At 40.9% G+C, this 15,531-nt stretch carries 16 protein-coding genes; 8 read left to right on the top strand and 8 right to left on the bottom strand.

Annotated features, from left to right (window positions below; translation table 11 throughout):
- Positions 1-26 precede the first annotated feature (26 nt).
- From NST09_RS13500 to NST09_RS13465, 8 genes are all read right to left on the bottom strand, one after another.
- Positions 27-1,031, bottom strand: a complete 1,005-nt coding sequence (locus tag NST09_RS13500; RefSeq protein ID WP_019743716.1) for a sensor histidine kinase — start codon at positions 1,029-1,031, stop codon at positions 27-29.
- Positions 1,031-1,720: a response regulator transcription factor gene (locus tag NST09_RS13495; RefSeq protein WP_047945292.1), complete on the bottom strand. Its 690-nt coding sequence runs from the start codon at positions 1,718-1,720 to the stop codon at positions 1,031-1,033. The genes NST09_RS13500 and NST09_RS13495 overlap by 1 nt, the downstream gene beginning before the upstream one ends.
- A 109-nt stretch (positions 1,721-1,829) precedes the next feature.
- Entirely contained in the window at positions 1,830-2,750 is a 921-nt protein-coding gene (locus NST09_RS13490; RefSeq protein ID WP_046344205.1) for an iron-hydroxamate ABC transporter substrate-binding protein, read from the bottom strand.
- A gap of 190 nt (positions 2,751-2,940) precedes the next feature.
- Positions 2,941-3,540, bottom strand: a complete 600-nt coding sequence (locus NST09_RS13485) for a response regulator transcription factor (protein ID WP_017358285.1) — start codon at positions 3,538-3,540, stop codon at positions 2,941-2,943.
- Entirely contained in the window at positions 3,537-4,673 is a 1,137-nt protein-coding gene (locus NST09_RS13480) for a sensor histidine kinase (protein WP_144610551.1), read from the bottom strand. Before NST09_RS13480 ends, NST09_RS13485 begins: the two co-directional genes overlap by 4 nt.
- A 117-nt stretch (positions 4,674-4,790) precedes the next feature.
- On the bottom strand, positions 4,791-5,846 hold the full coding sequence (locus tag NST09_RS13475) for a fatty acid desaturase (RefSeq protein ID WP_007501745.1): 1,056 nt from the start codon (positions 5,844-5,846) through the stop codon (positions 4,791-4,793).
- Between the two features lie 188 nt (positions 5,847-6,034).
- Positions 6,035-7,477: a DEAD/DEAH box helicase gene (locus tag NST09_RS13470; protein ID WP_048001846.1), complete on the bottom strand. Its 1,443-nt coding sequence runs from the start codon at positions 7,475-7,477 to the stop codon at positions 6,035-6,037.
- Positions 7,478-7,742: 265 nt separating this feature from the next.
- On the bottom strand, positions 7,743-8,546 hold the full coding sequence (locus tag NST09_RS13465) for an NAD kinase (protein ID WP_017358281.1): 804 nt from the start codon (positions 8,544-8,546) through the stop codon (positions 7,743-7,745).
- A 447-nt stretch (positions 8,547-8,993) separates the two neighbouring features.
- Between NST09_RS13465 and sppA the strand changes: the two genes are divergently transcribed.
- The 8 genes from sppA (at position 8,994) to NST09_RS13425 (ending at position 15,514) form a co-directional block, all read left to right on the top strand.
- Positions 8,994-9,995, top strand: coding sequence for a signal peptide peptidase SppA (sppA, locus tag NST09_RS13460; RefSeq protein WP_007501739.1), 1,002 nt, complete (start codon positions 8,994-8,996; stop codon positions 9,993-9,995).
- 14 nt (positions 9,996-10,009) lie between these two features.
- Positions 10,010-10,534, top strand: coding sequence for an RDD family protein (locus NST09_RS13455; RefSeq protein ID WP_007501737.1), 525 nt, complete (start codon positions 10,010-10,012; stop codon positions 10,532-10,534).
- 100 nt (positions 10,535-10,634) lie between these two features.
- Positions 10,635-11,342, top strand: coding sequence for a DUF2953 domain-containing protein (locus tag NST09_RS13450; RefSeq protein ID WP_017367840.1), 708 nt, complete (start codon positions 10,635-10,637; stop codon positions 11,340-11,342).
- 14 nt (positions 11,343-11,356) lie between these two features.
- A complete protein-coding gene (gene ytfJ / locus NST09_RS13445; protein ID WP_007501733.1) occupies positions 11,357-11,809 on the top strand; it encodes a GerW family sporulation protein in 453 nt (150 codons plus the stop codon).
- Positions 11,810-11,921: 112 nt separating this feature from the next.
- Entirely contained in the window at positions 11,922-12,422 is a 501-nt protein-coding gene (gene tpx, locus NST09_RS13440; RefSeq protein ID WP_007501731.1) for a thiol peroxidase, read from the top strand.
- An 88-nt stretch (positions 12,423-12,510) separates the two neighbouring features.
- Entirely contained in the window at positions 12,511-13,485 is a 975-nt protein-coding gene (locus NST09_RS13435; RefSeq protein WP_081114412.1) for a class I SAM-dependent methyltransferase, read from the top strand.
- 229 nt (positions 13,486-13,714) lie between these two features.
- On the top strand, positions 13,715-14,899 hold the full coding sequence (locus tag NST09_RS13430) for an acetate kinase (protein WP_007501728.1): 1,185 nt from the start codon (positions 13,715-13,717) through the stop codon (positions 14,897-14,899).
- 99 nt (positions 14,900-14,998) lie between these two features.
- Entirely contained in the window at positions 14,999-15,514 is a 516-nt protein-coding gene (locus NST09_RS13425) for a molybdenum cofactor biosynthesis protein B (protein WP_046526486.1), read from the top strand.
- Positions 15,515-15,531 lie beyond the last annotated feature (17 nt).

Raw genomic sequence — 15,531 nt, 5'->3', positions numbered from 1 at the left:
GAGATTGGGTTTCTTGAACTGCATGTTCACATGCTCGCAATATGCACAAAATCATTCTTTTTCGGAAAGATAAAGGTAAAAGTGGTCCCTTGATCTAATGTGGAGTTGACCTCGATCGTGATATGAAGAGCGTCAGCTCCCTTTTTTGTTAAATAGAGCCCCATGCCTGTGGAGGCCGTGTCATTGTGATGTCTTGTGGAGGTAAAGCCTTTTTCAAAAATACGGGACACGTCTCTTGGGTCAATTCCTCTGCCTTGATCTGTGATGGTGAGCACCACTTGTTCGTTCATTTGTTTGCTTTCGATGATAATGTCAGATGATTGGCTGTACTTGACGGCGTTTGTCAGCACTTGTCTGATCATAAAGGATAACCATTTTGTATCACTTAATACATCTCGCTCTTCTAATAAAAGGTCAAAGCCAATTCCTTTTTGCATACACCACGATTGGAGCGCTTTGATTTCTTTCGTTAGCATGTTTTGGAGATCCAGTTTTTCAATAAATAAATCATTTTCAATATGTTGGATCCTGCTTTGATGCAGCTGTGCATCAAGGAGTAAATGTATTCTAAGCCATTCATATGTCATATTTGATTTGAGCGGCTGTTCTGTTATGCGGTCAATCATTAAGTGCATCGCCGTAAGCGGCGTTTTCACCTCATGTATCCATGAGAGCAGTTCATCTTTTTCTTCTTCCAGCGCAGTCTTTTGCTTAGCCGTCATCTGGCGGTATCGGTCAATTTGCTCTGACGCTGCCTCCTGTACAATTTGTTCAAAGGGGGAAGAGGGTTTGAGACGCATTTGATGGTCTATATTTTCATCCCATTCTTTCAGTTGCATGTAATAAGCAGTTTCTTTCCGGTAACGAAAAAAAAGAAAAACAATGAAGAGTAATGTAGACAAAAGCACGATATAAAAAAGAGAAGCCAGTGGAATCGTTGTATCCAAATATGCAACAAAGAGAATGAGAAGCTGCAAACTAAGAAAGAACAAGATCCAGCTTCTTCGTTCTTTTAGAAATGCTTGCAGCATCATTGATCATCCTTTTCTTTTGCAAGATAACCTTGACCCACCTTTGTTTCAATGAAGGCGCCAAGGGAGATTTCGTCTAGTTTTTTTCTAAGGCGGTTGACGTTTACAGTGAGTGTATTGTCACTCACGAATCGTTCATCGTCCCATAAAGCTTGGATGAGAGATTCCCTTTTGACGATATGATTTTTATGCTGAATCAATTCTTTTAGAATAAAAAACTCATTTTTTGTTAATTCAACCTCACCGTTTTCATTTGTCACTGTATTATTTTCGAGATCAAGGGTAGCGCCGCACCAGACTTTTAAGTTGGCTGGTTCCGCATTATAATCATGGACTCGGCGAAGAACAGCACTTACTTTGGCGATGAGAACGTCAAAGTGAAAGGGCTTTTGTACAAAATCATCAGCTCCAAGCTGCATCGACATGACCATATCAGCAGGATGATCACGAGATGAAAGAAAGATGATGGGCACATTAGAATGATGCCGAATCATCCGGCACCAATGAAAGCCATCGTACTTTGGCAGCTGAATATCAATAATGACTAAATCAGGCTGGATGGAAGTGAACTCCTGCATGACCTGTTGAAAATTGTTGATCCCATACACATCATAAGACCAGTTGACTAAACGTTCTTTGATTTCTTGGAAGAGGGTTGTATCATCCTCAATCAGCAAAATTTTAAACAAAACGAGCACCACACTTTTTGAATTACTTGTACATCATTGTAGCGGAAAACAGGCACTCCCGCTAGAAGCAGACAGTAAAAAAGCAAGGGAAGAGATCCCTTGCTTCGGTTTATTTACCTAAAAAGTGCTTTTTAAAGAATGATAATTGATATTCAAGTGTGAGTGGGTCATTAAAGTAAAACTCTTCCGCATTTGCTTCATACACACGATGTTTTTTCACAGCAGGAATGGACTTATAGATTTCACTGTTTTGATAGGAATTGTCCATTTCGCTGTTTTTGCTAATGATCATATAGTCTCCGGCAAATTCAGGGATGACCTCTTGTGATACCGCATAATAACCAGCTTTTAATGCTTTTTCTTTTACTTTTTCAGGCATTTTTAGTTTCATTGCTTGGTAGAGGATTTCTGTTCCGCGTCCCCATGCATCTCCAAAGACGTAAAGATCTTTTGTGCCGCTTTCAAAGACAGATACGGTTGCATCTTCACCGATTTTTGCTTTGATTTCTTTGCCAGCTTCAGCTGCACGCTGTTTGAAATCCTTGACCCATGCTTTTGCTTCTTTTTCTTTGTTTAAGACTTTTCCAATTTCAATATGCTGCTGAAGGTAATCGACTTTGTTATACGTGAATAAAACAGTTGGGGCGATTTTTTTTAGTTTTTCTACATTTTTTGCACCGCTTAAACCAATGATGACATCAGGCTTTAGCTTCATGATTTTTTCTACATTTTCATCTGATACTTCTTCCACATTTTTTAATTTCTTTTTGAAACGTGGATTCTTTTTTGACCAAGAGTCAACACCCACAAGGTTCACACCAAGTGACAAGACATTTCCTGTATAAGAGGCGAGAACAACAACACGTTTTGGATTTGCTGGCAACTTCACAGGTCCATTTTCAGATTGATATGTAATCGTGTCTGACGTTGATTGATTTTTTCCCTTATTTGAGGAAGAGTTGCTGCTATTGCCACATGCGCTCAACGCAAGTACGAAGATGAGCATCAGAGGGAACAATATTTTCTTCATGAATGTAGACTCCTTTGAAATCGGCACATAAGCCGTGTATTTGGTTGTATGAGTGATAATGATAATTATTATCACTCAGATATCATACCATAGATGTGAGGTTTGTTGTCAATGATATTTTAGCAGTGGATAGAGGAATTCGGATAGAAAGAAAAAAAGATCAAGGCAGTGTCTGACCTGATCTTTTTTCTTATTTAAACCAGCCTTTTTCTTTGGAACGAGTGATGGCTTCAATTCGGTTTTTGACTTCTAGTTTATCTAAAATAACGGATATGTAGTTTCGGACAGTGCCGCTTTTTATGCTGAGTTCCTTGGCGATTTCTTTTGTGTTTTTTCCGTCTGCGACGAGTTCTAGAACCGACTTTTCTCGTTCAGTTAAAGGATTTTCGTCGCAATACAAGTCTTCCATTAATTCAGGGGCGTACACCTTTTTCCCTTTCATCACGCTGCGGATGGCACTTGCCAAATCCTCGCTTGGGCTGTCTTTCAGCATGTAGCCGCTAACGCCAGCTTTCAGCGCTCTTTGAAAATAGCCAGAACGGGCAAAGGTAGTTAAAATGATGATCTTCACATCAGACTTTTTGAGTTCTTCAGCGGCATCGAGCCCAGATTTTCCTGGCATCTCAATATCCATTAAACAAATGTCGACCGGGTGTTTTTTAGCAAAATCTATGGCGTCCTGGCCGTTTGTGCCTTTTCCAACAACCGTCATATCGTCTTCTAAATCGAGAAGCGATCCAAGAGCACCGAGCAGCATTTGCTGATCCTCTGCGATAAAGATGTTAATCATTTTATTTCCTCCTTATCTTTCGCTGCTGAATCATTTGGAATGCTCATGATCAGCTTCGTCCCGTTTTTTGTCTCAATGTGCAGGCGTCCATTTGCAAATTCCAATCTTTCTCTAATCCCTAAAAGGCCATGTCCCTTCGTTTGAGAGGATGGATCACCGCCTTTAAATGTGCCGTTATCCTCAACTGTAATGACAGCTTCCTTTGACTTTTGATGAATGGTGATTTGACAGACAGTGGCGTCGCTATGTTTGACGACATTCGTCACGGCCTCTTTGATGCACATGCTCACAATGTTTTCGTTCAGAAGAGAGATGTGTTTCGGCGCTTCCTTTTCATCATAAATCATGTCAATATCGGCGGCTTCAAGGATTTGCTTGATATTCAATATCTCATCTTTGATCCGAATACCTTTCATGGAAGAAACAATTTTCCGCACTTCATTTAGAGACGTTCTAGCTGTCTGCTGAACACTCTTTAGTTCGGCACGAGCCTGTTCAGGATCTTTATACACGAGCTTACGGGCAAGGTCACTCTTTAATCCAATGAGAGAGAGTTTTTGTCCAAGTGTGTCATGCAGATCGCGAGCAATTCGCTGTCTTTCTTCAAGTTTGACAAGATCGGCGATCCGTTCATTGGCATATTCTAATTTCTCTTCTAGCCGTTCACGTTCCTTCCTGCTTCGAATGCTAAGAGGGAGGAGGATGGCGCTGATCAGTGTAATCACGACAAACGGAATTTGTGTGAGAAACCAGCCCTTTTTTAAGATCAGGCTAAAATTCACCGCTACGGCAGCGCTCCCTAGATGAATATAGTATAAGATATAGAAAGGGACTTTTCTTTTGATATGCCCGTTGAAATAGGCGATACAAAAAGCAAAATAAATGTAGCTATAGAGCATCACATAACCAGTCGAAATGGCGATTAATAGAAGGCCGAATACATATAACGACCAGCCCTTTGAGACAAAGGCAAAACGGTAGACCGCAAAAAAAACGACGTTTAAGATAATGCCGATCACAATGCTTAAAGTCGAAGGGGTCTTAAAGATAAAATAAAAGGGCAGGATGAAAAAAATCGCCCAAATATATGGGGAAATCCCATGCAGTTTTTGAATTTTAAGTTGTTTTTTCATCCGTGATTCACCTTTTTCATTTTTTCAGTCTTTTTCACTACTTTATCAAATTGAACAGGTGACTGCATCCTGCAAATACAACAAGCTCCTTCTATTGTAAGAAAGAGCTTGCGCCAATTATGCATTCTTCTTCAGAATGTCTCCTTTAATGACAGGTGCGGGCATCTTCTTAGATTGCCGTGCTTCTTTAAAGGTAACGAATGCTTTCGTTTCTTCATCCCAAAGTCTAAATTTCATTGATTCGATACTTGTTTTTAAAGTGATGGTTGGCACATTTTGAAGCGGCTCACTATGATCATGTGCATGCTCCAAGTGATAATTCGGTACCCTCGGGCTTAAATGATGGACATGATGGTAACCAATATTGCCTGTTAACCACTGAAGAAGCTTTGGCAATTTGTAAAAAGAACTGCCTTCTACAGCTGCCTGCACATAATTCCAATGTTCATCTGCTTCAAAGTAAGAATCTTCAAATGTATGCTGCACGTAAAACAGCCATACACCGATTGATCCTGAGATCAAGAAGATTGGACCTTGGACAAGCAGGAACTCCTGCCAGCCAAAAAGAAGACACGTTGCAGTTGCTAGCGCAATGATGCTCACGTTTGTGAAATACGTGTTCCAGCGCTCTTTTTTACGAGCATTTTTGACGTTGAAACGGTTTTTTAAGAGAAAAACAAAGATCGGTCCTAAAATAAACATCACAAAAGGATTACGGTAAAATCTGTAGCGAAATTTCGTCCAAGCTGATGCCTCTTGATATTCTTTGACTGTCAGTAGCCAAATGTCGCCAGTACCTCGTTTGTCTAGATTACTGCTTGTGGCATGGTGAATTGAATGATCTCTTTGCCATTGAAGATAAGGGAAAAGGGTGAGTACGCCCGTTACAAAACCGAACAGGTGATTCAGCGGCTTCTGTTTAAAAAAGGATTGATGGCAGCAGTCGTGAAAAATAATAAAGACACGTACTAAAAAACCAGCTGCAATCACCGCAAAGAAGAGGGTTAAAAGGTAGGAGATGTTCAGGCTATAATAGGCAAGAAACCAAAGCCCCAAAAATGGAATGAATGTATTAAAGAGTTGAATGATACTTTTTTTCGAATTAGCACCAGAGAATTGGCCAACTTGTTTTCTTAAAGTGGCTTGCTGCTGTGTGTTTGTTGAAGTCGTCATGAACGTTCAAGTCCTTTCCGTTTCTTTCTACTTCAAAGTATAGAAGGAAAGGTGTCATGCTCATAGTAGCACCCATCATGTATTCAATATGACATTTGTCATGTTGGACGCGGGAAAGGCTGATGGTTCAAGGATTGTAAGCTTATTTTATTTTAAATAAAAAAGTAAAGGCGCTTAGCCTTCACTTTTTATGCACGTGCTTCATGTACTTTTAACTGCTTGCCTTTAATCGTTGTGTGGCGCATGGCTTTTAGCACAAGAGGGCCTTTGCCATTTAAAATATCTACATATGTTTTTGTTTCCTGAATGGTAATAATCCCAATGTCATCAAACGCAACGCCGTCTATTTTGGCGATCGTTCCAACGAAATCAACTGCCCGGAGTTTCTTTTTCTTCCCGCCGTTAAAATACAGCTTCATAATATCTTTCTCTATGCCGGCCTGCTTATTTTCCTTTTGAATCGGTGTTTCAATTTTTTCTTCAAAGTTTGCCACATGCTGTTCTGCTTCTTCTTTTGTAGGATAAGGCTGAATTTGAAAATGAATACCAGCTTCCTCTTTTAATTCTTCAATGAGCGGCTGCCCGTGCCTTGTCATAAACGCAATCGTTTTTCCGCTTTTACCCGCTCTGCCAGTTCTTCCGGTCCGATGAATATAGCGTTCTTTTTCATATGGCAAGTCGTAATGAATGACATGTGTCATATCACTGACATCAATTCCTCGGGCTGCAATATCTGTTGCGATCAAATAACGGAATTCCCCGTTTTTGAATTCATCCATGACGGCAAAGCGATCTTCCTGCCTCATCCCGCCATGAATCTTATCGCAAGGAACATCCCACTCATCCAGCTTCATCGTCAGCTCATTCACTCGCTCCTGCGTATTGCAAAAAATGATACAGCTATCTGGATTTTCAATGACAATCGTTCGTTGAAGTAATGAAAACTTGCCTTCTTCCTCGGTTTCAATCAACGTGTGGGTGATTTGCTGCTTCGTCGTTTCCTCCCGAGCAATCTCTATCACTTTTGGCGATTGTAAAAACTGCTCACTCAAATCCTTCATTTCATCAGACATCGTCGCTGAAAATAACATCGACATCCGCTTTGGCGGCAGATGCTGAATAATAGAAGAGACTTGATCAATAAATCCCATGTTCAGCATTTCGTCTGCTTCATCTAACACGAAAAATGACAGATTGTCTAAAGAAAGTGTCCCTTTTTCAAGGTGATCCAATATTCGTCCTGGCGTTCCGCACACAATGTGGTTCTTTTGTGCAAGCTCTATTTTTTGTGCTTGAAATGGAGCTTTCCCGTAAATGGCGGCCGCTTTGATTCGTTTAAATCGTCCGAGGCTGGTCAGATCCTGTTTGACCTGCATGGCAAGTTCTCTTGTTGGGACGAGGATGAGGGCTTGAGGTTTATTCTCAGCCCAATCCACCATTTCACAAATTGGCAGACCGTAGGCTGCTGTTTTGCCACTGCCTGTCTGAGATTTGACAATGAGGTCCTGCTTTGAAAAAGCAACGGATAATGTCTCGTGCTGGACGGGTGTAGGTGTATGGAAATGAAGCGCTTCTAGCGCTTGTTTCAATTCATCGCTTAATGGATATTGATCAAAATGTTGTAATGGCATCGTGTTCTCCTTTTCGTACATGTATACTTGTGACATCATACCATATCTTTTCAAAGACACCATGACCTTGAATGAAAAGGCATGAAAAAAAGCCCCGTAAAGGAGCTTTCAGCGTGTAGACAAACCCTCGCATTCGGTGTCAGATTTGCGCTCCGGTACTCACGAATGTCAAATTCGCTCCGTTCCGGTGCTCACTCTTCCTAGACTTCAAAGGTTTTCTATCACGCTGAAAAGAAAACAAAAGCCCCTTAAAGGAGCTTTTTGATTAAAGGAATCTGCGTTTTACTTTTTCCCAATAGGAGTTATCTTTTAATTTGACCGTTTTGATCACTTTACCAGAAAGGCCAATATCAATTTGTTTGACATGTTTTGTACCTAGCGCTTCGTTATCAAGACCGATAATCGGATGGTCGTTACCGTCCTGAACAACCTTTAGTGTCAGCTTGCGGTCACTGCTTAAAATGAAAGGAGCTCCAAGTGTACGGTATGAGTTGTTATTCAGCGATGCCAGCTCGGTTACTTGCATACACGGAAGCATCGGATCCACCACGGCGCCGTTTACAGATTTATTGTAGGCCGTTGAACCGGTCGGAGTGGAAATAATCATCCCGTCGCCTCTAAAGGTTTCAAAATGGAAATCATCTATATACACATCGATGACAAATGTTTTAATGATGCTAGAGCGGATCGACAGTTCGTTTAAGCAATGGAACTGGTTTGTACTGTCAACGCTTACATCGATGATCGGATATTTTCTCACTTCAATTTGTTCAGTGTTCATGGCATCAATCATTTGATCAAAATGTTCTAACGAAAAATCGCAGTATAGGTGCGAATTCTCTGTTTTTGATACCCCTACATACAAGCAGTCATCCCGGAAGTTCGTTTTGCGAACCGCTTGAAGAAATGTACCATCTCCACCAATTGAAGCAATGATATGGGCATCTTCTGCACGCTTTACGACGTGAAAGCCTTGATCGGTAGCGAGCTTCTCCAGAGAAGAAATGTGTCCATCCAATTCATGATCTTTTTTGTAAAAGAAAAATACATTGCGACGATTGTCTGTCATTGACGTTCTCCCCTTTGTTGTCAAAAATAGATTTCGAGTAGTAAAGGGCTTACATAAAAACCCTTGTTCACATTTTACACTTTTTTCATATGAAAGTAAAAATATTAGAAAGACGCTTCATCATGATAGAGGCTTCCATTTAAGAAATGAGTCATTGTAAGTGATTAGACGACGCTGACTTTGAGCATAATTTAATAGCTCATTTTGGAAGAAAGAGAGGTCTGGGCGTTTCGTTGTGAAGATGGTCTGAGCTATTAGATATAGGGAGAGGATAAAATAACCAATTTTTCGTCATGATGAGCAAATGATAGAAGATGTAAAGTTGATCGTCATTTCACATCGGTGCTATCATATGTTGAAATGAAATGTAAAAAAACCACAGTTCCTGTGAAACATTTCATGTGTGTATTCGTATGAACGAAGTGAGACAAAAAGGAGGAGAAAGAAATGAATGCGAAAAGATGGGTAGCCTTAATCATTGCACTTGGTGTTTTTGGCTTTTCGATTGTGATTAGTATCACGACGGCCTTGTATGAAAGCTTCAATGATAATAAGATGAGCTATCAATTCGGGGACGAAATCGAAGAAAAGGTACTAGAGGATGGCAGCGGAGCGAGTAAAATTGCTGTACTTGAGATTAATGGCACGATTCAAGATAACGGCGGTGCATCCAGCCTTCTAGGCGGGGAAGCATATGATCATCGTGCGTTCTTAAAAGAATTAGATAAAGCAAAAGACGATGCGTCTGTGAAAGGTGTCTTGCTGCGCGTCAACTCTCCTGGCGGCGGTGTCTATGAAAGTGCTGAAATACATAAAAAATTAGAAGAAGTAAAGAAAGCGAAGAAACCAATTTATGTTTCTATGGGTTCAATGGCGGCTTCTGGCGGCTATTATGTATCCACTCCAGCGAAAAAAATCTTTGCTTCACCTGAAACGTTAACAGGGTCTCTAGGGGTCATCATGCAAAGCTTGAATTATGCAAAGCTGGCAGATAATTTAGGCATCAAATATGAAACCATTAAAAGTGGAAAATTCAAAGACATCATGTCCCCAAATCGTGATATGACAAAAGATGAGCGCGACATCATGCAAAGCATGGTTGACAACTCTTATGAAGGCTTTGTGAAAGTCATCTCAGAAGGACGCGGCATGTCTAAGCAGGACGTCAAGAAAATTGCTGACGGCCGAGTATATGACGGAACACAGGCGAAATCGAACGGATTAGTGGATGAGCTTGGGTACTATGAAGATGCACTAAAAGCAATGAAGAAAAATGAAAAAGGCTTAAAAGGAGCAACAGTAATCAGCTATTCACAAAGCTTTGGCTGGAACTCTCTTTTCAATATGAGTGCAAGCAAGCTCTTTAAAAGCGAAATTGATTTTCTGAACTTAAAAGAAACACTGGCTGGCTCAAATGGGTCTAAACCGATGTATCTCTATTCAAAATAAAGGAGGGATCATAGATGGATTCTACATTCGATGAAGTAACGGAAAGTCGCAGCCAAGAGGGAGAATCAAGGCCGACTCTTGCGAAGCGCACTTCAATTGAAGCGCAAGCCTTTGCAGGTTTCTGGATTAGATTTTGGGCATTTATCCTAGATTGGCTCGTCGTATGGGGTGTTAACCATTTGACAGTTTCTCCAATCTTTAGTCTCTTTGGCTGGTCAAAAGGGGGAGGCTGGTTTTCCCCATTTTCCGTCACAACCACAATTGTCTTTCTGCTTTATTTTGCGATCATGACGAAGATTTTCCAACAAACACTTGGAAAGATGGTGTTTGGAATCAAAGTCGTCTCACTTCAGCCGGAGAAGAAGCTGTCATGGGATGTCATTTTCTTTAGAGAAATTGTGGGGCGATATATTAATACGCTTTTTGTTCTCTATGCTGTGGTTGGGTTCACGCCGAAAAAGCAAGGGGTTCATGACTACTTTGCAGATACGGTGGTTGTTCATGAACATTTATATGAAAAAACAGAATCAAACGCATAATCAAAGAGAGTTTGGCCGGGTACCGGTCAAACTCTTTTTTGTGTGATTGGGTATAAAATCCAGAAGGAGAGCCATAATCGTAGAGGAAGCATCATTTGTTATGGAGGAAGTGAGCACAGTGCTGTACGTTTGGATTGCCGCTTTTTTGTTCCTTGTGATTTTATTGATCTTTATGAAAGTGACCATTTCACTGGACTATTCACATGCAAATGACAATGACCATATTGCGGTGAAGATCATCACCTTATATGGAATCGTCAGACTGAAGAAAGACATTCCGATGGTGAAAGTGAATACGGAAGATCAAACGATTGATATTCGTGAAAAGAAAATGGCCAGCACCAAAACGCCGAGTCAAGAAAAAGAAACCATGCATAAAAAAGTGGGAAAACGTGATGTAAAGGAAATCCTTCATCAAATGGAGCGTATTACAAAAGAAATTGTCGATCTAAACCGGATCATGCGAAAGTTTTTCATTCATATAAAAATCGTCTCATTTCACTGGTCCACATGGATTGGTTTTCATGACGCAGCTTTAACAGGTGTAGCAGCCGGTGGTGTGTGGTCAGTCAAAGGAGCACTTCTTGCCTTTATGCAGGAGCACCTCACCTTTAAGCACAAACCCGTCTATGAAGTGATTCCCGCTTTTCAGCACAATGTGTCACAGACACACTTTGCATGTATAGCTTATTTTCGGATTGGACATGCTATGCTTGCAGCCATTCGATTACTTGTCCATTGGTTAAAAGGGAGAAAGGCGAGAAAAAATGCCTCTCTTCAAGCAACGAAGAATGAATCATCTGTTTAAGGAGGAACCCGAAAATGGCAGATCATCCAATCCAAGGTCTGATGAAGACAGCGATGGAAAACTTAAAAGAAATGATTGATGTGAACACGATCATCGGCGATCCAGTCGAAACCCCTGACGGCAGTGTCATTCTCACTGTGTCAAAGGTTGGTTTTGGATTTGCAGCCGGCGGCAGTGAATTCAACGGTAACCAAAAGAAAGAAAAACGGTCTGATGAACAAGAACGAAAAGAACCGAGACTCCCATTTGGAGGCGGAAGCGGTGGGGGAGTATCGATTACACCAATCGCCTTTTTAATTGTGGGAACAAATGGCGTTAGAATGCTTCATTTGGATGAACACACACATCTGCTCGATAAAATATTGGATTCTGCTCCTCAAGCAATTGAACGTCTTCAGCACATGTTTAAGAAGGATGAACGGGAGCATCGTCACAAAGAACGAAAACTAGATGACATAGACCTTTAAAAAGTTAGCTGCCCTGCAGTTAACTTTTTTTTCAAAATGGACGATTAGGCTTTGCAGTTTTTTGCTTTCTCTACTATGATAGAACCATACATTTGATAAGGGAGGAATTGTTTTGGCATCGATCACATTTAAAGGGAGCCCAGTAACGCTTGTAGGAAATGAAGTGAAAGTAGGCGAGCAGGCTCCAGATTTCACGGTATTAACGAACTCACTAGGGGAAGTTTCACTTTCTGATTTAACAGGAAAAGTGACGATTATCTCAGTGATTCCTTCTATTGATACAGGTGTGTGTGACGCACAAACAAGACGTTTCAATGAAGAGGCAGCCGGTTTAGGTCCGGTCAATATCTATACCATTAGTGCAGACCTACCATTTGCACAAGCACGCTGGTGCGGAGCAAACGGAATTGAAAATGTCGAAACATTATCTGATCATAGAGATATGTCATTTGGTGAAGCGTTTGGTTTATATATGAAAGAATTGCGTTTATTGGCGCGTGCGGTCTTCGTATTAGACCCAAGCGGAAAAGTGGTTTACACTGAGTACGTAAGCGAAGCAACCAATCATCCAAATTATGAAAAAGCCATTGAGGCTGCGAAATCACTGTTATAAAAGCAGCATCGACAAGAGCTCCGGCTTCATACTGGGGCTCTTTTCAATGAGAACATCTAGCTTTTAACAAAGCGAGGAGAGAAAAGCATTGCAGAAAGATCAAGTGAGTACGATTTTTGAGCTGCTCGATACAGCTTCAATTCGTTTAAAAAAGGAACAGAACATTTCCTATATTGAAGCATTGGCAGAAGCAGGAGAAGCCTTTTTCCAGGCAAATGATCGAAACGGTTTATTAAAAGATTTAATAGAGAAAGCAGATTTCGCCTCTTATGATCATGAGCAGATTCGTAAAGCGTTTCAGCTCGCCGTATTAAAAGGACAAAAGGATATTTCACATCCAAACCGTCAGATGACACCTGATACAATTGGTCTGTTTGTCAGCTATTTGGTCAATAAATTTTTAGAAGGACAAAAAGAGCTGGTTGTCTTTGATCCAGCAGCAGGAACAGGGAATTTACTGCTTGCGGTCCTCAACAATGTAACAGCAGAAACAACACGTGGTTTTGCCTCTGAAATTGATGACGTGCTCATTAAAATTGCGTGGGCACAAGCGAACTTAGAAGAAAAAGAAGTAGAGCTTTTCCACCAGGACAGCCTTGAGCCGCTTCTTATCTCACCTGCAGATGTTGCTGTATGCAGTCTTCCTGTCGGGTATTATCCAAATGATGAGCGCGCTAAAGACTATGAATTAAAGGCAAAAGAAGGTCATTCCTTTGCGCATTATTTATTCATTGAGCAAAGTCTTCGTTACACGAAAGAAGGCGGCTTCTTATTCTTCATCATTCCAAACGATTTGTTTGAAGGAAAAGAAAGCGTACAATTAAAGGATTTCATCAAAGAACATGCATATATGAATGCGTTAATTCAGCTGCCAGTCTCTATGTTCAAAGACAAAAAGCACGCCAAAAGCTTATTTGTGATGCAAAAGAAAAAAGAGGGGCTCGAAGCACCGAAACGTATGCTATTTGCCAATCTGCCATCTTTCTCACAGAAGGAAGCAATGGTTGGCGTCATGAGAAAATTAGACCAATGGTTTATAGAAAAAAAAGAAACGAAAGAATAGCCAGAGTGATGTCTGGCTATTTTATTATTCAGAAAATAACGACTTATTGATGTAAGCGGTAACAGTTCGAAGGTGTACTTGAAATGCAAAGTTTTCAATGTTTAAATGAAAAAGTCAGATATTTTTCGGACTTATCGTTAAACTATAAAAGACCCGTTCAAACAGGTTGAATATAGCACCGAAAAAACGTGAAACCTTATATAACAACTGAGTAAAAGGAGCGACAGTAATGTCCAAAATTATTGCAATCAACGCAGGAAGCTCATCTCTTAAATTCCAATTGTTCGACATGCCAGAAGAAACCGTTTTAACAAAAGGTCTTGTTGAAAGAATCGGAATGGACAACAGTATCTTCACGATTTCTGTAGATGGAGAAAAGAAAACAGAAGTCACAGATATTCCAGATCATGCAGTAGCGGTTAAAATGCTACTTGAAAAACTAATTGAATTTAACATCATCAAAGACTTTAATGAAATTGATGGCGTAGGACACCGCGTCGTTCACGGCGGAGAAAAATTCAGCGATTCTGTTGTTTTAACAGATGAAGTCATCAATGACATTGATCAGCTTTCAGAGCTTGCACCACTTCACAACCCTGCAAACGTTGTAGGAATCAAAGCATTCAAACAAATTCTGCCTGACGTACCAGCGATTGCTGTGTTCGATACAGCGTTCCACCAAACAATGCCAGAGCAGTCTTACCTATACAGCCTTCCGTACGACTACTACAAAAACTTTGGTATTCGTAAATACGGATTCCACGGGACAAGCCATAAGTTCGTAACAGAGCGTGCAGCAGAGCTATTAGGTCGTCCTCTTGAAGAGCTTCGTTTGATTTCTTGCCACCTTGGAAATGGTGCAAGTATCGCAGCAGTTGAAGGCGGAAAATCAATCGATACGTCAATGGGCTTCACACCACTTGCGGGTGTTGCAATGGGAACACGTTCAGGTAACATTGACCCTGCCCTTATTCCATTTATTATGGAGAAAACAGGACATACAGCTGAAGAAGTACTTTCTACTTTGAATAAGAAGAGTGGTCTTTTAGGTGTGTCTGGTCTTTCAAGTGATCTTCGTGATATCGAAGAAGCGACAGAAGAAGGAAACGACCGTGCAGAAGTAGCACTAGATATTTTTGCAAGCCGTATTCATAAATACATCGGTTCTTATGCAGCCAGAATGAATGGTGTAGATGCCATCATCTTCACAGCTGGAATCGGTGAAAACAGCTCAGAAGTGAGAGCACGTGTACTTCGTGGTCTAGAATTCATGGGCGTATACTGGGATCCATCTCTTAACAACATGAGAGGCGAAGAAGCATTCATCAGCTACCCTCACTCTCCTGTAAAAGTCATCGTGATTCCAACGAACGAAGAAGTCATGATTGCAAGAGACGTTATGCGTTTAGCGTAACATCCTTTTGAAGCTCTTTTCCTCAGCGGAAAAGGGCTTTTTTCTATTGAAATCAGCATGCTATAATGTGAGGCAATATGAAAGGAGCGGTGTGAAGAGATGAGCGCCCAAGAACATAAACGCGAAGCGAAAACGAGGCTTCATGTAAAAGTCATTACCGTCAGTGATACAAGGACAAAAGAAACAGATAAAAGCGGCCGTCTGATGATTGATTTGCTCAAAGAACAAGGGCATCTTATTCTTGCATACGATATTGTGAAAGATCACATTGGAGCGATTCAAGACGCCGTTTTAGAAGGAACAAGTGAAGCGAAGATTGATGCCGTCTTGTTAAACGGGGGAACTGGTATTGCAGCAAGGGACGTCACGATTGAATCCATTACACCTCTTTTCTCAAAAGAGCTGCCGGGCTTTGGAGAAATTTTTCGCATGCTGAGCTATACAGAAGATATTGGATCAGCCGCTATCTTATCTAGAGCGACGGCAGGGGTGATTAACCAAAAAGCCGTTTTTGCCACACCAGGCTCTACCGGAGCAGTTCGGTTAGCCATGACCAAACTCATTATTCCAGAGCTTCCTCATGTGTTGCGAGAGCTTGAAAAAGATCAAAAATAGCCCAAAATGACTCTGCC

The organism is Bacillus sp. FSL W7-1346 (assembly GCF_038593335.1).
GTDB lineage: Bacteria > Bacillota > Bacilli > Bacillales > Bacillaceae > Bacillus > Bacillus altitudinis.
This window is presented reverse-complemented; position numbering and strand designations above follow the sequence as displayed.